Consider the following 18,836-nt stretch of genomic DNA (forward strand, 5'->3'; position numbering starts at 1 on the left):
CCTACGCGGTCTTCACGCTGCCGCCGTCGATCAGGTAGTCGGCGCCGACGATGCTCGCGGCGAGCGGGGAGCACAGTTGGACGATCAAGGCGGCGACCTCGGCCGGCTCGATCAGGCGGCCGGTCAGCATGCCGATCTGCTGGGGTAGCCCGGCCAGCAGATCGTCGTGCGGGACACCCAGCGTCCGCGCGAGCTGACCGCCGTACTTGTCCGGGTCCGTCCACAGCGCGGTGCGCACCGGGCCGGGAGACACGGTGTTCACCCGCACACCTTGCGGACCGAACTCCTCGGCCAGCGCCTTGCCCAGGGCGGTGAGTGCGGCCTTCGCGGTCGTGTACGGCGCCGGCCCGCTCGACGGCATCCGGGCCCCGTTCGACGACACGTTGACGATCGCGCCGCCCTGCCGGATCAGGCTCGGCAACGCCGCCCGCGTCGTACGCACCGTGGCGAAGTAGTTCACCTCGAACAGTTGGCGCCAGACGTCGTCGTCGAGCGCGAGGAATCCACTGGCCAGTTCACCGTCGCCGCCGCCGACGTTGTTCACCAGCAGGTCCAGCTGCCCGACCTCCGCGAGCGCGGCCGCCACCGCCTCCTCGGGGCCGTCCGCCGTCGCGAGATCCGCGGGTACGACGTACGCACCGGTGGCACGAAGCTCCGGCGTACTGGTCCGCGCGACCGCTACCACCCGCACGCCCTCGGCGACCAACTGGTCGACGACAGCCAGCCCGATCCCCCGGCTGGCTCCGGTGACGAGCGCGGCCTTGTCCTTCAACTGAAGATCCATCTCATCATCCCTAATCGCGTCTTGAGTGATACTGGAAACCTACTACTTGCTACATCAATGTTGCAAGTAGCGTGGAAGACGTGACTTCCGGGTAGTCTTTTCGCATGACCTCCACCCCCGCCCGCCCGCTGCGCGCCGACGCCGAGCGGACCGTGCGGACGATCCTGGAGGCGGCCGAGCGGGTCCTGAACCGCAATCCGTCCGCCTCGATGGAGGAGATCGCCTCGGCGGCCGGTGTCGCCCGGACGACCGTGCACCGCCGGTTCGCGACCCGCGAGGCGCTGGTGACCACGATGAAGTCCTGGGCGTCGACGCAGCTCGCGAGCGCCGTCGACGAGGCCCGATTCGAGACCGCACCGCCCCTGGTCGCGCTCTACCAGGCGACCGCGAACGCCCTCCAGGTCAAACTGTCCTGGGGCTTCTCGATGAACAGCGCCCTGGCGGCCAGCAGTGAGAGCGACGAGATCATGGGCGGCGTCGTCGCCTCGTGCGATCGTCTCTTCGCGCGACTGCAAAAGGCCGGCGTACTGCGTGCCGACGTCGACCTGATCTGGGTACGCCGCGTCTACTACGCCCTGCTCCACGAGGTCGCCCAGAGCAGCGACCCGGACGAGACCGACACCGACACCTTGGCCACCCAGGTCGTCGACACACTGTTGCGCGGCGTCGGCAGCCCGAACGCGCAGCTCTGACCCGCGACGCGCTGACCGCGGAAGCAAGGGTTACCTAACTTGCATAGGGTCGGGGTATGACTGGACCGGTTCTGCAGATTCCGTTCGACGACGCGTTTCGGTTCGATCCGTCGCCGACGTTCGCCGAGTTGCGGGAGAACCGGCCGGTGGCGCGGGTGCGGACCCTCGCGGGGGCCGAAGTCTGGCTGGTGACGCGGTACGACGACGTGAAACTGGTGCTCGCCGATCCGCGGTTCTCGCGCGCCGCTGTGGTGAAGCAAGGAGCACCACGCGTCGCGCTCGCCAAGCCGATGCCGAACAGCCTGACCACCACCGACCCGCCGGAGCACAGCCGGCTCCGACGGTTGGTGGTGCCAACGTTCGCGCACCGGAAGATCGAGCAGACCCGGCCGTGGGTCGCGGAGCTGTCCGCGCAGCTCGCCGAGGACGTCGCGCAGGCGGGCGACGGCGCCGACATCAGGCAACTGGTCGCGTTGCCGTTGCCGATCCAGGTGATCTGCCAGCTGCTCGGCGTACCGTACGCGGACCGCGCGCAGTTCCGGGAGTGGACCGAGCTCGGGTACAGCATGAAGATGGCCGAGAAGGACCTCGTCGAGGAAGCGATGACCAACCTCACGGCGTACATCGAGGATCTGGTCACGAAGAAACTCGCGAACACCGCGGGTCCCGCGGAGGATCTGCTGGACGAACTGGTGCGCGCACGCGAGGAAGGCGACCGGCTGAGTCAGGAGGAGCTGATCGCGTTCGGCGTGAACCTCCTGGTCGCCGGGCACGAGACGTCGGCGAACCAGATTTCGAGCTGCGTCGCCACGTTGCTGCGCTGGCCGGAGAACTGGGCGCGGCTGGTCGAGGAGCCGGAGCTGATCCCGTCGGCGATCGAGGAGCTGCTGCGGTTCAACAGGTTCAGCGAGGTCGGCCAGCTCCGGGTCGCGATCGAGGACATCGAGCTGCACGGCGTACAGATCAAGGCCGGTGAAGGCGTGATGGCAGCGCTCAACTCGGCGAACCGGGATCCGCGGGCGTACGACGCCCCGGACGAACTGCGGCTGGATCGCAGCGACAACAAGCACATGTCCTTCGGCTTCGGACCGCACTTCTGCCTCGGCGCACAACTGGCGCGGATCGAGCTGCAGGAGTCACTGGCGGCGCTCGTCCGACGTTTTCCGCGGCTGAGCCTCGCGAAGCCCGCCGAAGAGCTCGAGTGGCGTCGCGTGCTGGTCAGCGGTCTCGCAGAACTGCCGGTGAACCTCAACCTCTGAGGTCCACCGGCAGTCGGTACGTCAGTTCTGCGAGCTGAACACGAGACCGTGCTCGGTCTCGTACTGCTCGATGAAACGCTTCGCCATCGGCTCGCTGCAGCTGACGGCCCGCGCAAGGTTCGCCGCGGTGCGCTCGTGCCCGTCCGGCCAGTCGGCGAGCATGTTCCACGCGCGCATGCGCTTCTTCTCCAGGTCGGTGGGCTCCGGCTCCGGCTCGGGCTCCGGTTCCGGCTTCGCGACGACGACCGGCGCCGGGTCCGGCAGCACCGGCTCGACCTTCGGGGTGGTGATCAGGGCCGGCGGCCGCGTGTCGCTGGTGTCGGCGAACGGCGACGGCGGCTTCGGCTTCTCCACCATCGGCTCGGCCTTCGGCTGCGGCGCGAACGGCTTCAGGTTGCCGGCCGACGCCGTGCTGTTGCCGTTGACCACATGCTGCGGCTCGCCGGCGTCCTCCACCACGACCGCCTCGGCGACCGACTCGTCGGTCTCCGGCCCCTGGTCGACGATCGCCATCAGCTCGCCGGTCCAGGCGTCGTCGTCCCGCAGTCCGACACCGCTGCCGTCGGCACGTCGCGGCTGCCCGCCCTCGAGCACCCACACGGCGGCGGGTACGGCGGGACGGTCCTCGGGCTGGTCCGGCGGCGGTGAGATCGCCTTCGTCAGCTTGTTGGTGATGACCTCGTAGTTGATCCGCTCCTCGAGCATCCCGGCCAGCCGGTCCGGGTCGTACGTCGTCTCGGCGATCTTCGCCAGCCGCTCGTCCTGGTGCTCGGAACGGATGTACTCCGCGACGGTGCCGGCGATCGCATCCCGCCGGCTCTTGTTCCGGATCTGGTGCTGGGCCGCGCGGAGGCTCTCGTACAGGCCGTAGCCGTGCTCGATCGCCAGCGACCGCGCCAGCCAGGTCACCCGTGGCTCACGGGCCCACTGGATGACGCCGTACACCGGGCCGGTCTCGCGCATCTGCCCCGCACGACGGAGCGCGTCGCGGCGACGGGCCGAGCTGTGGATCAGCCAGAGCACGTACGCGAACGCGGACAGACCGCCGAAGCCGAAAGCGAGGAACCGCTCCTCCGGCCGCCAGTGGCCGACCACGTTGAAGACGACCGCGACGAGTGCCGCGAAGAACGACATCGCACGGTACGCGTAGGCCTGCTCACCCTTGCGGCGGCGCAGGTCGGCGAGTGCCGCCGTCGCGACACCACCGAGCTCCAGCACCGCGACCGCGGGGGTGACGAGGACGATCTTGAGCAGCTGCGAGAAGCCGCTGTCCGGCCAGGGGATATGGGTCACGCCGGCCCAGACCTGGCCGACCAGCGCCGCGGCAGCCGCGGTCGCGTAGAAAGCGTAGGCGACTTTGTCCGCACCGGTGAGGGGTACGTTGGCCAGTTCGCCAGTACTGGTTGTGCTGGTGTTCTCCTGCAAGACGTGCACTCCTGACCGGTTTGGGCTCTCCGGCAGTTCGTCGGTTGGGTGGTACGGCGGCCCCCATATAGCGCGCTGCAAGAGGCTACCGGTTTCCGGCCCCGAAAGGGGAGGCGAATCCGGAAACGTCTCGAACCTGCCCACTCCCGCCCCGGTTCTAACCTGCCAATTCAAACGCGTTGTAGGTCCGGCTCCGCGATTCGTAGGCTCAGCTCCATGCTCCCGACGCTCCGCTCACTCCCCGCCCCCGACGCCCTGGCCACGGAGCTCGGCACACGCTACAACCTCACCTTCACCAGCTGCACCCTGCTCCGTTCACTGGTCAACGACGTCTACCAACCGGCCGTGGACCGGACGAAATCCGTTGGGAGACAGGGCTTTCGGAGCATCTGCGCGCACCCGGCGTACTCGCTCCACCGGTCCTCCCACTGAGTTGTACGCCGACTTCGGGCGGCAGCTCGCCGCGTTTCACGATGCCGCCGACAACTACACGTCGCCGTACTATCGGCCGCCGGCTGATCTCGTGCACCGGCTGGACCGGCCGCTCGAAGAAATCCTCGCCGTGGACGACACGGAGGAAAACCTGCTCCGGTCTCTCGCGGGTGCTGTACGGAACAACCTCGCGCAGTACTCAAAGGCAGGAACCTGCCACGGCGACGTCACCATGGACAATGTTTTGTTGACCAAGCAGGGACTTCTCCTCCTCGATTTCGACCTCGCCGCGGTCGGCCCGTTGGCAGCGGATTTCGGCGGTGTCGCGACGACCCCGCACTGGGACGCGTTCAAGTCGGCGTACGCCGCTCACCGGCCGATCACCCCCGAGGACGAGGCGGCGATCCCCTACCTGCAGGTCGCCGGCAGCATCTTCAACCTGTACTTCCATGTCGTCGACAAGCCGCGCTGGCGCGGCGTCGAGTCGCGGGACGAGGGGTGGGCGGCGGGCGAGCTCGACGGGCTGCGTGCGGCGGCGAACGTGCTGCTCTGAGCTTCACAGGAAGGTGCCAGGAAACACGAAGCAAGCCTCAGGGCTGGGCGCACATCCTGGGGGCATGAGGGTTGCGGCGCGTTCGTTGAGTGTTCGGGTCGCGGCGGCGATGGTGGTGCTGGTCGCGGTGATGAGTCTCGTGATCGGCGCGCTGACGACCGCCGCGATCGGCTCGTACCTGACCAGGCAACTGGACGGGAAGGTCGAGGCGACGCAGGGTCGTGCGATCAACGCGCTGACCAAGGGCGACATGAACGGGCCGCCGGCGGACGCGCCGCACGGGCAGGACGCGGGCACGGTGACTTTGTACGTCACCCAGACCGGCGCGTCGGGCAACGTGATCACCGCCGACGGGAAGCTGACCGTACTCAGCGACCAGGCGATCGGCGTACTCGACGAGGTGACCGCGGGCGAGAACAGCACGGTCGACCTGCCTGATCTCGGCGAGTACCGGGTGCACGCGTCCAGCGTCAACGCGGTGACCGTGATCACCGGGCTCCCGACGAAGGACATCCAGAACACGATCAACAGCCTGATCGGGTGGGAGGTGCTCTTCGGCGGGATCGGCGTACTCACCGCGGGCGGCGTCGCGGTGTTCGTCGTACGGCGTCAACTGCGGCCGCTGCGCCGAGTCGCGCAGACCGCCCGCGAGGTGGCCGGTCTGCCGCTCGACACCGGCGAGATCGGAGTCACCGCACGAGTGCCGGATCAGCTCACCGACGAACGCACTGAGGTCGGCCAGGTCGCGGTCGCGCTGAACACGCTGCTCGGGCACATGGAGAACGCCCTCGACGCGCGGCATCGCAGCGAGCAGCAGGTCCGGCAGTTCGTCGCGGACGCGTCGCACGAGCTGCGTACGCCGCTGACCACGATCCACGGTTACGCCCAGCTCAGCCTGCACCAGGGCGATCCCGAACTGTTCACGCACGCGATGGGCAAGGTGATGGTCGAGACCACCCGGATGGCGTCACTGGTCGAGGACCTCCTGCTCCTCGCCCGCCTGGACGCCGGCCGGCCGCTCGACAGCCGCCCGGTCGACCTGTCCCGCCTCGCCCGCGACGCGGTCGCCGACGCGCGAATCGTTGCCCCCAGCCACCATTGGGAACTCGAGCTACCGGCCGAACGGATCATCGTGATCGGCGACGAGCAGCGCCTGCATCAAGTCGTCGCCAACCTGCTCACCAACGCCCGCCGCCACACCCCACCCGGCACGACGGTCACCGTCGCCGCCACCAGCAGCGAACGCTCCGCCCTGCTCACCATCCACGACGACGGCCCCGGCATCCCCGCCGACCTGCTCCCCAACGTCTTCCAACGCTTCACCCGAGCCGACACCGCCCGCAACAGATCCACCGGCGGCGCCGGCCTGGGCCTCTCCCTAGCCCAGTCCATAGCCCAAGCCCACCACGGCACCCTCACCCTCACCTCAACCCCCGGCAACACCAACTTCACCCTCGCCCTCCCCCGCTAGAGATCAGCTGGTGGCTAGGGCCTTCTGGGCTTGGGCTGCTAGGGATTTTGCGCGGTTGTCGTCGGTTCGGCCGTCGGCGACCAGTACGGCGTAGCGGAGGTGGAGGGTGTCGTCGGCGGGGAACGGGAGTTCTTCGGTGAAGAACGGGGCGGGGCAGACCGCGGCGAAGTCCTCCGAGCGGACGAACCACTCCGGTGGGTGGCGGACGTTGTCGGCGGCGTCGGCGACGATGATCGTCGACGCGGTGTCGGTCTCGTCCTGGCGGGCGGTGAAGCCCATCCACGGTGCGCGCTGCCCGCGCAACTCGTCGCCGCCCTTGCCCTGCGGCGCAAGGATCGTGCCGTTCGTAAAGGAGCGCGGCCCGCGCCAGAACAACCCGCCGTACCCGGCGTTCGGCCGGCCCGCCGTCGTCGGGCTGCCGATCTGGATGAGGTCGCCGGAGACGTTCGTCATCGCGGTCTCGTAGACGAGCACCCAACCGTCGTCCGCGAGCCGCACGGTGATCGTGCGGGCCTCGTCGACGACGTGCCTGGCGTCCTGCGTGTGCCAGGACAGGTGGTGCGCGAACCGGACCTCGTCGTCGGACACGTCCAGGGCGTCGACCCGGTCGTGGTCCTGCGAGCCGTTGTTGCCGAGCGGCTTGTACCCGTTCTCCTTGGTGTACGTCGGACCGCCCCAGAAGTTGTCGTGCCCGAAGTGCGGCAACGACCAGGACATGCCCTTGTGCCACAGGTGATCCCACGGGCGGTACACGCTGACCAGGTCGCCGGTGAGCGTCCGGATCGGGTGGAAGTACGGTCGCGGCGACTCGTACTGCGGGTCGTCCGCCCTGTACACATAGGTGAACAGCTCGCCGCCGCCCGCCGTGACCTGGATCGACCGGCCGACCGCGTGGTTACAGCCCAGATTCATGAACTCTCCCGTGGTTGCTTTGTCCAGGGCGCCCCGATCTCGCTGAACAACGCCAGCTCGTCCGAAGCCCGGTCGATCCACTTCTCCACGTCGAGAACGATCGGCCGGCGCTCCAGTCCTTCGCCTTCCCACCGCACCAGCTCGGGCGGGATCACCTTCGGGTCCGGCGCCGTCCGCACCGCCTCGACCACGCGGGTGAACCCACCCGTCGCGGCCAGCGGCACGTACAGCGGGACCGTCGGATCCGCCCGATGCGCGAGCAGGTTCTCCAAGAGATCAGCTCTGCCGTACTTCGTCTCGCCGATCAGATCCGACTGGTACGTCAGGACCGCGCGCCCCTCCGACCCGTGCACGATCACCGTCGCGTCGAGGTGATCGATCGCGCACAGCGTCACCGCGATCAGGATCGGCGTACCGCGACTGGTCGTGATCCGCACCGCGGAGGTGTCGTCGGACTCGATCGGGTTCGCGCGGTACAACTCCGTCTCGATCGACCGTACGTCGTCCACGCCGGTCGAACCGTCCAGCAGCAGGGCCGCCGCGGCCGCATGCGCGAGCGGATTCGTCACCGCGCCGTCGACGACATCGACGCCGTCGAGCCGGCGCTTGCCGGACCACCGCGCGCGCTGGAAGTACCGGGCCTTGCGCACCCACTTCCCCACCGCGCTGATGCCCCGGATCTCGCCGAGCTGCCCTTCGGCGATCATCGCCGCCAGCTTCAGCGTCGCCTCCGACGCCTGCGCCTGGAAGCCCACCTGACACGCCCGCCCGGTCTCGGCCACCACAGCGGACAGCTGCTCGAATTCGGCCATCGACGCGGTCGGCGGCTTCTCCAGCAGTACGTCGGCGCCCGCGCGCATCGCCAGCTCCGCCAGCGGGACGTGGGTCTGGATCGGCGTACAGATCACCACGACGTCGGCCTCGGTTGCCGCGAGCAACTCTTCCAGACCGCTGAAGACCTGGACGCTCGCGGGCAGGTCGTCCGCGCCTTGCGGATCGGCGACCGCCACCAGTTCGGCCCGGCCGGCCTCCGCCAGCCGGGCGACGTTGCGGACATGGGAGGCGCCGTGGCCGTGGATTCCCACCACGGCCACGCGAGCCCCCGTCATCGACAATCAGTTGCCGTCAGCAACACTATTTGAGCTCCCCGTTGACCTCGTCCAGGAACGCCTTGGCGGCCGCCTCCGGCGCCTGCCGCCCGAACAGTACCTCGGTCGTGTACCGCTGGATGATCTTCTCCACCTGGCCGCCGCCGACCGGCGGCGCCGGCGACGGGTCGCCGAGTTCCTTGCCGATGTCCTGGATGAACTTCGCGGACGCGGCGTCGGCCGGCTGCAGCTTCGACGTCACCGCGGAGCGGATCTCGGTGTTCGGCGGCACGCCCCGCTCGGCCAGCAGCACGCCGCCGGCGGCCGGGCTGTTGGCCAGGTAGTTCACGAACTCCGAGGCCTCCTTCTGGTGCTTCGACCGCGCCGAGATCGACCAGAACATCGAGCCCTTGTAGTACGAGCCGTTGTCGGCGGCCTTGCCGTCCTTGCTCGGGATCCGCAGCAGCTTGAGCTGCTGGCCGGACGCCTTGCTGAAGGCGAGCAGCTGGTTGCTCCAGATGAAGCTCATCGCGACCTTGCCGGTCGCGAACGCGGACTGGTCGAGCGACGCGTTCATGTCCTGCGAGATCGCCTCGGCCGACGGGATCGCCTTCGCGTCCCGGAGCTTCAGGATGTACTTGAAGAAGTCGGTGGTCTTCTCCGGCGAGACGCCGAGCTTGCCGTCCTTCGTCCAGAGCGACTCGCCGTTCTGCCGGGCCCACAGGTTCAGGCCGGCCTCGTTACTGCCCAGCGTGCCGGTTCCAGTGACCTTGCCGCCGGTCTTGGCGGTGATCTCCGCAGCGATCCTCGCGAAGTCGTCCCAAGTCCATTTCGTGTCGTCCGGGATCGCCACGCCGGCGGTCTTGAAGGCCGCCGGGTTCACGACCACCGCGAACGAGTTGATGCCGGCGTTCAGCCCGTACAGGCCGCCGTCGAACTCACCGGCGCCGAGCGTGTCCGGCTCGAACTTGCCGGTGTCCAGGCCGTCGGCCTTCTTCAGGTCGAGCAGCGCGCCGCGATCGGCGTACTCACGCAGGTACTTCTCGTCCATCTGGATGATGTCCGGCGCGTCGTTCGCCGCGACCGTCGTGGCGAGCTTGTCCCAGTAGCCGGACCACTCGCCGAACTCGCCCTTGATCGTGACGTTCGGATGGTCCTTCTGGTAAGCGTCGATCACCTGCTGGGTGAGCTTCGTCCTGGTGTCCGATCCCCACCAGGTGAATCGGAGCGTGACCTTGCCGCCGTCGGCGGACGACGACGCACCACCGGAGTCGCCGCCGCAGCCGCTCGCCGCCAGCAACGTGGTTGCCAGCGCCAGGGCTGTCAGGGCGCGTGGAATGTGCCTCATGAGGTGCACCTTTCAGGGAGTTACTTGATGCCGGTGGTCGCGATGCCCTTGATCAGGAACCGCTGGCCGAGCAGGAAGGCGAGGAAGACCGGGACGAGGGACACGACCGACATCGCGAACATCGAGCCCCAGGACGAACTCGAGGTCGAGTCGACGAACGACCGCAGTGCGACCGGGACGGTGTACATGTGCGGGTCGGTCAGGTAGATCAGCTGGCTGAAGAAGTCGTTCCAGGTCCAGATGAACGTGAAGATCGTCGTGGTGGCGAGCGCCGGGACCATCAACGGAAGGATGATCCGCAGGAAGATCGAGGCCTTGCCGCAGCCGTCGATCCGGGCGGCCTCGTCCAGCTCGCGCGGGATACCGCGGATGAACTGCACCATCAGGAACACGAAGAACGCGTCCGTGGCGAGCAGCTTCGGCACGATCAGCGGCAGCACCGTGTTGATCCAGCCCAGGTTCGAGAACAGGATGTACTGCGGCACGATCACCACGTGGATCGGCAGCATGATGCTCAGCAGCATGATCGCGAACCAGAACTTCTTGCCCGCGAACTCCAGCCGGGCGAACGCGTACGCCGCCATCGAGCAGGACACCAGGTTGCCGAGGATCGAACCGAGCACCACGACGCCCGAGTTCAGCAGGTAGCGGGTGAACGGCTCGGTCAGCGCGTGCCAGCCGACCCGGTAGTTCTCGATCCGCAGGTCCTTCACCAGGATCCCGGGATCGCGGAAGATCTCGTTGCCCGGCCGCAGTGAGCTGACCACCATCCAGATCACCGGGTACAGCATCACCAGCGCGGAGCCGGCCAGCAGCACGTGGATCACCAGCGGCCGGATCCTTGCCCAGGTGACGACGCCGGCACGCCCGGCGGTGACTGTTGTGCGGAGCGTCTCAGTCGTCATAGAACACCCAGTACTTCGAGGCGAAGAAGTTCGCGGCGGTGAAGACCCCGATGATCACGAGCAGGAACCACGCCATCGCGGAGGCGTAGCCCATGTCGAAGTTCCCGAAGCCCCGGTCGTAGAGGTACAGCGTGAAGAACATCGTCGAGTCCGACGGTCCGCCGCTGCCCCCGGAGACGACGAACGCCTGGGTGAACGACTGGAACGCGTGGATGATCTGCAGCACCAGGTTGAAGAAGATGATCGGCGTCAGCAGCGGCAGCGTGATGCTGAAGAACCGCCGCAGTACGCCGGCGCCGTCGACGGACGCGGCCTCGTAGTACATCGTCGGGATCTGCCGCAGGCCGGCCAGGAAGATCACCATCGGCGATCCGAACGTCCAGACGTTCAGGACGACGAGGGTGCCGAGCGCCGTACTCGGGTCGGAGATCCAGCCCTTGCCCTCGATGCCGAACACGTCCAGCACCTGGTTGAGCAGGCCCGTGGTGCCGAACACCTGCCGCCAGAGGATCGCGATCGCGACACTCGAGCCGAGCAGCGACGGCAGGTAGAACACCGAGCGGTAGAACGCCATACCGCGGACGCCGCGGTCGAGGACGACCGCCAGCAGCAAGGCGATCCCCAGTTGCAGCGGGACCGAGACGAACACGTAGGTGAACGTCACCTTGAGCGAGTTGTGCAGCCGCTCGTCGGACAGCATCCGGGTGAAGTTCTCGAGGCCGATCCATTTCGGGGCCTGGATCAGGTTGTAGTCCGTGAAGGACAGGTACAGCGAGGCCACCATCGGCCCGATCGTGATCAGGAACAGCCCGAGCAACCACGGCGCCAGGAAGAGATATCCGGCCAGGTTGTCCTTCTTCTGACCTGCCGGTTTCTTACCCCTCAGACTGCCCAGCTCGCCTAGCGCACTCATGATCACCGCCTTCGGAAAGCGCTTGCCTTGGCCGGTCAAACTAGTACGGGAAACCGGTTTACGCAAGAGTTCATCGGTGTAGGAAACGACCGGATCCGGACCTGGTGCGAGGTATTGACAGGACAAAGTTCCGGCGCGACAGTTCTGAGCATTTGGCAACCGTTTACCGACGGGAGATCCCGATGCTGCGCCGTACTTTTCTCACCGGTTCGCTGACCACGATTGCGCTCGGCGCGCTGCATCCAGGTGCGGCTCGTGCTGAAGTGGCAGCCGTGGACGAGGACTTCCTGACCCTGCTGACCGAGGCGAACCGGAAACAGATTCCGCTCGTGCTCGGCAACTTTCAGAACGTTTCCGACAGTGTCCGGACCGTGGCTCGCAAAGCCCGCCGGCTGGTTTCCGGCTACGTCTGGGGAAGGTCGCCGTACCACCACGACGCCACCCTCCTCGGACCGCTCGGCTGGCTGGTCGACCAGCTCGCCGCGCGACAGCACGAGGACGGCCTGTACGACGTCGGCAACCTGCACTCACCGCCCGACAGCGCGTTCGCGATCCAGGACGTGTGCATGCTGTACGCGCTGCTCGACGCGGACGCCTCTGCGGAGACCGCGTCGATGCGCGCGACGCTGGCCACGGTGATCAAGAAGGCCGGGCCGGCGTTGGCGAGTGGCGGCGTCCACACCCCGAACCACCGCTGGGAGGTGTCCGCAGCGCTGGCTCGGGCGAACCACCTGTTCCCGGACCGGCGGTACGCGGCGCGGATCGAGGACTGGCTCGACGAGGGCATCGACGCGACCCCGGACGGGATCTACAGCGAGCGGAGTTCGACGTACGCCGCCGAGGTGACGAACCCGTGTCTCCTGACGATCGCGTGGTTGCGCGACAAGCCGGCACTGCTGGACTACGTACGGCGGAACCTCGATGTGACGCTGTACTTGCTCGAGCCGAACGGCGAGGTGGACACGACCGCGTCGCGGCGGCAGGACCAGAAGGGCGTGCGGGAAGTCTGGTGGTACCTGACGCAGTTCCGCGAGCTGGCACTGCACACGCACGACGGGCGGTTCACGACGATTGCCAAGAGCATCGAGGCGCGTGGCACGGGTGAGCTGGGCGACTTCCTGGCGGAGGTGCTGGAGCGGCCGGAACTGTCCGCCGTCCTCCCGACCGCGACACCGGCTCCGACGAACTTCGTGCAGCACTACCCGTCGCAGGCCTCGGTCCGGATCCGGCGAGAGGCGCGGACCGCGACGGTGTTCGGCGGGACCGACTTCCACGACCTCCCGCTGATCTCGTCGGGCCTCTCCACGAACCCGACCTTCTTCAAGCTCCGCAACGGCGCGGCGATCCTCGACTCGGTCCGCTTGTCGCCGCAGTTCTTCAGCACTGGGCATTTCCGCAGCGACGGCCTCCGCCGGCTGGGTCCGAACTCCTTCCGCCTCTCCCAGGAGGTCAAGGTCCCGTACCACCTGCCGCTCCCCAAGCGGTACCGCCGCTCGGACGGCCTGTACGCCCTCACCCCGGACGGCCGTTTCTACGCGGCGATGGATTTCGGGCACCGGCCGAAGCAGTTCCGGACGTTGCGGACCGAGGTGACGGTGACCGAGGTCGGGGACGGGTACGACCTGACGTTCGAGTTCGCCGGCGACGAGACGGCGTACGCGATCGAGCTGTGTTTCCGCGCGGGCGGAACACTTTCCGGCGTCGACGCATTGGATGCTGCGGGCAACTACCAGCTGACGTCCGGGACCGGGAGCTACACGGTCGGGACCGACCGGATCGAGTTCGGCCCAGGGAACGGCGCCGCCCGGGTCGCCATGGACCCGGGCGAGCGCTACACCTACCTGGGCGGCAGCCTCACCCCGGACGGACTCCGCGTCTACCTGACCGGCCGTACGCCGGGCCGCCAGGTGCTGAGGCTGCGCGCTTCCTGACTACCCGGCCGTCCGCACGACGGTCTCAAGCGAGCCGTCGTGCGGAATCCGGAGCACGTGGACCCGGCGCCGCTGGTCGCGCAGATAGGTCCGCGAGGAGGTGCTGAGCGTCGCCGTACGCCGTCCCGACCAGGTGATCGTGATCGTGGCCCGTCCGCGACGGATCACGATGCCGTCGGCGGTGGCTGTCCGCGTCTCGCCGTACGGCACGACGGTCCCGTCGGAGAAGACCACCTCGTCGCCCGGCTGGAGCACCAGCGGGACCTGCTCGGTCGCGGCACTCGTCGCGGTCACCCGGCGGCTGACCGAGTGCGAGCCGATCACGAGCTCGGTCGACACCGAGCCGTCAGGCGTGCGGTAGCGGACCCGGTCCTTCGACGGGTACTCCGCGATCAGGTTGCTCTCGGCATCGGCCTTGCCGGCGCGGACCGTGCCCCAGCATCCGGTCGCGGTCTGCTGCGCGTGGATCACCGTGCCGGCCGCCGGGTGCCACAGGAATCCGGTCCCGGCCGTGACCGCGCTGCCCTGCCGCTCGCCGAAGAAGGCGCCGAGGTACAGGCCGGGGCGCCGTACATAGAGGTAGTCCTGGTTGCCGTAGTCGTCGTGGCGCCGTTCGGTGAAGTTGTCGCGGCGCAGATACGGGATGTTGGCGATCGCGGCCCGCTTGGCACTCCTGGTCGGCAGCGTCTCGCCGTACGGCGCGTGCGCGATGATGCGCGGCGAGGTGTCCTGCTTCGCCAGCGCCGGCACCGGAGCGGGATCAGCGGCCCACGCCTGCCGGGTCGCCGCTTTGTCCTCGCGGGACGTGAAGAAGGCGCCGAAGTCCGGTACGGCGGGGACGAAGTGCGAGCCGAGGATGCTCCGGTCCGGGTCCGCGACGACATCGTCGTAGAACGCGACCGAGGTCCGGTCGGAGACGGCGTAGTACGTCAGCCAGCCGGATCCGTCCGGTTCGCGGAGCAGGTTGTAGCCGAACCAGTCGGAGAACTTGCGCGTCATCGAGACCAGCAGCGGGTTCTTGGTCTGCAGATAGAGCTCGGCCATCTCCGGGAGCATGACCTCGAAGTTGTAGTTGATGTCCATCCCGCGCGGATCGTAGAAGAACCCGGCCGGGCTCTGTGCCCACTTCGCGACGAACCGGATGCGGTCCTGCAGCTTGGTCCAGCGGGCCTGGTCCGGCAGCAGCCGCAGGGTCAGCGCCGAGCCCGCGACACCGGCGACAGCCTGGTTCGTGTACTCGAACGGATCGTCCCAGACCACCGAGTTGCTCGGGTCGAGATACCAGTCGACTCCCTTGCGCAGGACACCTTCCAGCTGCGTCCGCCTGCTCGGCAACGCCTTTGCCTGGCGAAGGTTCGCCAGGGTCTTGGCCAGGTAGCCGATGCCGAAACCGCTGGACGCTTTGCCACGCTCGCCCGGCGAGTACTCCGGCCACGAACCGTCAGGGTTCTGCAGAGCCAGGTAGTGCTGCAGGGCTGCGTCGAGTCGGCCGAGTAGCGCGTTGTCGCGGTAGTACGGGTTCCAGGCTCGCTTGTTCGCGTAGAACCAGCTCAGCGTGAAAACGTGTTCCTGGACGCGTGAGTTGAACGGTTGCGACGGCGTCCGCCACCAGCCGCCGCCCATGAATCCGTACGGGTCTGTGTCGACGATGTCGTTCGTCATCGGCGCGAGGATCACCAGGTACCCCGCGAACCGCTGCTCCCCCGGCGCGAACAGTCGGCGATCGGGTGCTCCGGCCGGCAGATTCGCCAGCAGCGGAAGGCCGGCAGCATGAGCCGGTGCCGAGATCATCGCGGGCGCGAGCCCGGCGCCCACGGCCCCGAGCAGGACGGTACGTCGTTTGACATGCATGACTGAACTCCTGAAGTAGTGACCGTCACGGGTTGAAGTACGGGTCGAAGGCGAATCCGCGCAGCGCGGTGAGGCCGGGGTTGTCGGCGGGCAGGTCGACGCGCCAACGGTTGTCGGGCATGTCGCCGTCCATATGGAAGTAAAGGAAGGCCTTGAGCTCCGGATAGGACGTCTTGATCTTCATGCGGGCGGCGTCCAGGTACTCGGCCTGACGGTTCAGGTCCGTCTCGTCGCGATGGACTCCGGTCTCGCCGACCATGAAGGGCTTCTGATACCTGACCGCGAACCCGTACGCCGGACCGAACATCGACTCGAAGGACCGGTAGTTGTACTCCGGCTTGTCGGTTCTGGGACGGGAGTAACCGTCGGCCGCCACCCAGTCGACGTACTCGGCGCCCGGCCAGAACTCGTCGGCCAGCCCGTTCTCGGTGTCGATGAACGCGCGCCAGGTCGGGTTCCACACGAAGGCGACGTTCGGCGCCTGCTCGGCGAAGACGTCGTGGAACAGCTTCCAGGCGTCCTTGAACAGCTCGATGTCGGTGTAGCGGAGCTCGAACTCCCAGCTGTAGCGGAAGAAGATCGGTACGCAGTAGGCGGCCAGCGCCTTCGCCTCCGCAGCGGCTTCGGATACGAGCGTGCCGTTGATCCACTTCGCGCGCAGCTCGTCCTGGGGGCCTGCGGCGTACGAGATCATCGGAATCCGGCCGGCCGCGATGTCGTCCGGAATCCGCTCGTCCGCCACCGCGCCGTGCTGGAAGTTGTGATTGACGCCCAGCTTGTGGCCGAGCTTGGCCTCCAGGGCCGCCGGCTGGGACAGACCGTCGCGATCCTCGTCGGCGAACGCCCCGAAGTGCGCCCCCTGCGCCGGGACCAGATCGTCGGCCATTCCACACGCCGCCGCCGCGGCAGGCACCGCCGACAACGAGGACATCACCAGAGCCCCCGCCAACAGCGCTGCCACCCGGCGCCTCATCGGATCTCCAGTACGGCGAACTCCGGCTCCGGCACGACGCGCTGCGATCGGACATCGGCGATCGCGGCGCCCCACTGGGTGAACTCGGGGGTCTTGTCGCGGTAGCCGCGAGTGCCGCGGAAAACGATGTCGTGACAGTCCCGTAGCCCGACGCCGTACGGGTACGGGCCAAGGACCGTGGCGACGCGGAAAAGGACGGAATTTCCGAACAGCAGGTGGTGACAGCGGTCGAGCTCGACGGCCTGCGACTGCCAGCCGTAGATGTGGTCCTCCGTCTGCAGACCGAAGAACTGCCAGCCGGACACCTGTCGGAGGACGACCTCACGATGCTGGTGGTGCTCGATCGACAGCTCGTACGCCGAGGTCGGCACGGACGAGTACTCGACGAGCAACCCGTTGTCGGCCCAGCCGTTCGCGCTCCAGATGTTCGACAGCACTCCCCCGCCGCCGCGAACCCAGATGCCGTACTTGTGTTTCCCCTTGTACGTGTAGCCGGGGTCGCCGCCAGGTACGTCGTCCGGATGCCACTTCACGAACTGAGTCGCGATGTCGGCGAGGTACGACCCGCGTCCCGACCGCCAGCTGACGTTCACCGCACCGGGCGTGTTCCGGGCAGTGTCGAGTCCGAGGCCATGGACGATGTTGCGTCCGCCGAGCGGGGTTTCGACGAGCGCCCGCGGCCGATCCGGATCACCGAAGTACGGCGTACCGTCCGGGGTGCGCAGCCAGGTCTGACGAGGATGCAGACCGATCAGGTTGGTGTGCGGGCGGAGGCGTAGCGTCCCGGCGAGCACGTACTCGCCGATCGGCACGAAAACGTTTTCGTGCCGATCCACAGCTGCCTGGAAGACCGGAAGATCGTCACCGCCCGCGCCGATGGTCCTCCCCATCCGGGCGGCCACGTCCGCGACGCTGACCCAGGTGGACACGCTCGGCAACTCAGGCACATCGGTCGTCAGCACGTTGCGATCGGGAGCGCCCTGTGACATCGCCACACCATCGGCCCGAGCCTCGCGGGCCGACAAGGCATCGGTGATCCGCAGGCCGTAGCTGAGCTCGATGCCGCCGTCGCGTGCCGACGTACGGCGACCGCTCTGCGCCAGCGTGAGGACGGTCGGGGTCCGGCGTACGACGCTGTTCACGAGGTTGAGCTGGTTGCTGTTGCGGATCCGGGGATCGGTGGCCCCGGGCAACTGATCGCTGTCGTTCATGACGATGCCCTCGGCAACGTCTTCGAGAACACAGCCGTGCAGGTAGAGGTGCAGGAACTGCGCGGCAACGCACTCGACGCCCCGCGGTGCGTCGGCCAGGACGGTGCGGACGAGCACCAGCTTGGCGTCGTTGTTCGCCCGGACCGCGGTCTCCCGCTGGCCGGTGAAGCGACAGTCCAGCACGGTGGTCGGCCACCCGGCCGAGGCTGCGTACGCGTTGAAGCCGACCGCGCCGCCCCGGACGCGGACCCGCTGGATCAGGTTCGCGTTGTGGTCGATCCCGGCCCAGCCGTCGCCGACGTCCAGGTCGAGGTCCTGCAGCAGGCACAGTTGAGCGCCGCCGAACCGGACCGCGATCGCCTGCGGATTGCCCGGACCGATCGCGATGTCCACGTTGATCAGACCGGAGCCGAACGTGTCGTTGTTCGCATAGCTGACCGGACCCCCGACGGGACGGCGCCGGAACGAGAAGACGTCGCGCGGCGCGGAACCGGCGTACCCGGGACTGTTCGGCGCGAGCACGAAGCGCGGACGCCGGCGGCCGAAGCCGATGATCCGCACCGAATCGTGGACGTCGATCGGAGCCGTCAGGCGGTAGGTCCCAGGCGGTACGAACACCACACCGCCGCCATCGCCGGGCGGGAAGTCGCGGGCACCGCCGAGGATGTCGCCGAGCTTGTTGGTGATGCCCCGGCGGGACGCCTCGTCGACCGCCGCCTGCAGTGCTTCGGTCGCGTCCGCGCCGACCTCGAAGCCCGGTGAGCCGAGCACGACCCCAGTCGGATCCGGCGGGCAGGCGTCGTACGCCGACCTGAAGCCGAGGGGCTCCGAATGGGCGGCGGCGGGCTGGATGCCGGCCCGGACGAGCGGAGCGGCAACGGCGGCCGCAGCCAGGCCGGTGAAGGTGCGGCGACTCAGCATGGAAGCTCTCCTCGCGACGATCGGAACAGCGGCGAGTTTTCTGTGCCGGACAGGCGGTGGTCAAGACCTTGGCTGTGGTAATTCGGATTAGCAGCCGGAGCGAGCCCTTGACGACGATCCGGGAGCTGTTCTAATGTCCCCGGCAATCCGTATTACCGCGAAGGATC

General features: G+C 67.9%; 16 protein-coding genes. 6 read left to right on the plus strand and 10 right to left on the minus strand.

Annotated features, from left to right (window positions below):
- Position 1 precedes the first annotated feature (1 nt).
- Positions 2 to 784: an SDR family oxidoreductase gene (locus ACLJOO_RS07145; protein ID WP_410786008.1), complete on the minus strand. Its 783-nt coding sequence runs from the start codon at positions 782 to 784 to the stop codon at positions 2 to 4.
- Between the two features lie 104 nt (positions 785 to 888).
- On the opposite strand from ACLJOO_RS07145, the gene ACLJOO_RS07150 reads away from it, so the two are divergent.
- Positions 889 to 1,476, plus strand: a complete 588-nt coding sequence (locus tag ACLJOO_RS07150) for a TetR/AcrR family transcriptional regulator (RefSeq protein ID WP_410786009.1) — start codon at positions 889 to 891, stop codon at positions 1,474 to 1,476.
- 56 nt (positions 1,477 to 1,532) lie between these two features.
- On the plus strand, positions 1,533 to 2,735 hold the full coding sequence (locus ACLJOO_RS07155) for a cytochrome P450 (protein WP_410786010.1): 1,203 nt from the start codon (positions 1,533 to 1,535) through the stop codon (positions 2,733 to 2,735).
- 21 nt (positions 2,736 to 2,756) lie between these two features.
- Here the strand turns inward: ACLJOO_RS07155 and ACLJOO_RS07160 are convergent, their stop codons facing one another.
- A complete protein-coding gene (locus ACLJOO_RS07160) occupies positions 2,757 to 4,160 on the minus strand; it encodes a hypothetical protein (RefSeq protein WP_410786011.1) in 1,404 nt (467 codons plus the stop codon).
- A 216-nt stretch (positions 4,161 to 4,376) separates the two neighbouring features.
- On the opposite strand from ACLJOO_RS07160, the gene ACLJOO_RS07165 reads away from it, so the two are divergent.
- The 3 genes from ACLJOO_RS07165 to ACLJOO_RS07175 all read left to right on the plus strand — a co-directional run bounded on the left by ACLJOO_RS07165 (position 4,377) and on the right by ACLJOO_RS07175 (position 6,616).
- Positions 4,377 to 4,592 carry a hypothetical protein gene (locus ACLJOO_RS07165; protein ID WP_410786012.1) on the plus strand — a complete coding sequence of 72 codons (216 nt, stop codon included), beginning with the start codon at positions 4,377 to 4,379 and terminating at the stop codon, positions 4,590 to 4,592.
- A gap of 1 nt (position 4,593) precedes the next feature.
- The gene (locus ACLJOO_RS07170; protein ID WP_410786013.1) at positions 4,594 to 5,145 is read left to right on the plus strand and encodes a phosphotransferase; all 552 of its coding nucleotides are present in this window, start codon (positions 4,594 to 4,596) and stop codon (positions 5,143 to 5,145) included.
- 64 nt (positions 5,146 to 5,209) lie between these two features.
- Complete coding sequence (locus ACLJOO_RS07175; protein ID WP_410786014.1) at positions 5,210 to 6,616, plus strand: sensor histidine kinase; 1,407 nt, start codon at positions 5,210 to 5,212, stop codon at positions 6,614 to 6,616.
- Between the two features lie 3 nt (positions 6,617 to 6,619).
- Here the strand turns inward: ACLJOO_RS07175 and ACLJOO_RS07180 are convergent, their stop codons facing one another.
- From ACLJOO_RS07180 to ACLJOO_RS07200, 5 genes are read right to left on the minus strand one after another with little or no spacing between them, the layout of a single operon-like run.
- On the minus strand, positions 6,620 to 7,528 hold the full coding sequence (locus ACLJOO_RS07180; RefSeq protein ID WP_410786016.1) for a PmoA family protein: 909 nt from the start codon (positions 7,526 to 7,528) through the stop codon (positions 6,620 to 6,622).
- Positions 7,525 to 8,637, minus strand: coding sequence for a Gfo/Idh/MocA family protein (locus ACLJOO_RS07185; RefSeq protein WP_410786017.1), 1,113 nt, complete (start codon positions 8,635 to 8,637; stop codon positions 7,525 to 7,527). The genes ACLJOO_RS07180 and ACLJOO_RS07185 overlap by 4 nt, the downstream gene beginning before the upstream one ends.
- A 25-nt stretch (positions 8,638 to 8,662) precedes the next feature.
- Entirely contained in the window at positions 8,663 to 9,964 is a 1,302-nt protein-coding gene (locus ACLJOO_RS07190) for an ABC transporter substrate-binding protein (protein WP_410786018.1), read from the minus strand.
- A 20-nt stretch (positions 9,965 to 9,984) separates the two neighbouring features.
- On the minus strand, positions 9,985 to 10,869 hold the full coding sequence (locus ACLJOO_RS07195; RefSeq protein WP_410786019.1) for a carbohydrate ABC transporter permease: 885 nt from the start codon (positions 10,867 to 10,869) through the stop codon (positions 9,985 to 9,987).
- Entirely contained in the window at positions 10,859 to 11,782 is a 924-nt protein-coding gene (locus ACLJOO_RS07200; RefSeq protein WP_410786020.1) for a carbohydrate ABC transporter permease, read from the minus strand. The genes ACLJOO_RS07195 and ACLJOO_RS07200 overlap by 11 nt, the downstream gene beginning before the upstream one ends.
- A gap of 182 nt (positions 11,783 to 11,964) precedes the next feature.
- Between ACLJOO_RS07200 and ACLJOO_RS07205 the strand changes: the two genes are divergently transcribed.
- Positions 11,965 to 13,713, plus strand: a complete 1,749-nt coding sequence (locus ACLJOO_RS07205; protein WP_410786021.1) for a hypothetical protein — start codon at positions 11,965 to 11,967, stop codon at positions 13,711 to 13,713.
- Here the strand turns inward: ACLJOO_RS07205 and ACLJOO_RS07210 are convergent, their stop codons facing one another.
- Genes ACLJOO_RS07210 through ACLJOO_RS07220 form a run of 3 tightly spaced genes read right to left on the minus strand, consistent with a single transcriptional unit; the run spans position 13,714 to position 18,669 of the window.
- Positions 13,714 to 15,564, minus strand: coding sequence for a hypothetical protein (locus ACLJOO_RS07210; protein WP_410786022.1), 1,851 nt, complete (start codon positions 15,562 to 15,564; stop codon positions 13,714 to 13,716).
- A 25-nt stretch (positions 15,565 to 15,589) separates the two neighbouring features.
- Positions 15,590 to 16,537, minus strand: a complete 948-nt coding sequence (locus tag ACLJOO_RS07215) for a glycoside hydrolase family 26 protein (RefSeq protein ID WP_410786023.1) — start codon at positions 16,535 to 16,537, stop codon at positions 15,590 to 15,592.
- Positions 16,534 to 18,669, minus strand: a complete 2,136-nt coding sequence (locus ACLJOO_RS07220) for a glycosyl hydrolase family 28-related protein (protein ID WP_410786024.1) — start codon at positions 18,667 to 18,669, stop codon at positions 16,534 to 16,536. The genes ACLJOO_RS07215 and ACLJOO_RS07220 overlap by 4 nt, the downstream gene beginning before the upstream one ends.
- Between the last annotated feature and the right edge of the window lie 167 nt (positions 18,670 to 18,836).

The organism is Kribbella sp. C-35, from assembly GCF_046549195.1.
Taxonomy (GTDB): Bacteria; Actinomycetota; Actinomycetes; order Propionibacteriales; family Kribbellaceae; genus Kribbella.